A 401-nucleotide genomic window follows, 5' to 3' on the forward strand; every position below is an offset into this window, starting at 1 on the left:
GATGTAGAGGCTACCGCACTGGTTGATGCTGATGTAGAGGCTACCGCACTTGTTGATGCTGATGTAGACGCTACCGCACTTGTTGATGCTGATGTAGACGCTACCGCACTTGTTGATGCTGATGTAGAGGCTACGGCGCTTGTGCTTGCTGATGTAGAGGCTACCGCACTTGTGCTTGCTGATGTAGAGGCTACAGCGCTTGTTGACGCTGATGTAGAGGCTACAGCGCTAGTACTTGCTGATGTAGAGGCTACCGCACTTGTGCTTGCTGATGTAGAGGCTACCGCACTTGTGCTTGCTGATGTAGAGGCTACAGCGCTTGTTGACGCTGATGTAGAGGCTACCGCACTTGTTGATGCTGATGTAGAGGCTACCGCACTTGTTGATGCTGATGTAGACGC

At 52.1% G+C, this 401-nt stretch carries 1 pseudogene; it reads left to right on the forward strand.

Features of this window, described 5'->3' with window-relative positions:
* Positions 1 to 401: pseudogene (locus tag KV696_RS09675) on the forward strand (adhesive domain-containing protein); the annotation flags it as partial.

It is taken from the genome of Streptococcus humanilactis (genome assembly GCF_019448275.1).
GTDB lineage: Bacteria > Bacillota > Bacilli > Lactobacillales > Streptococcaceae > Streptococcus > Streptococcus humanilactis.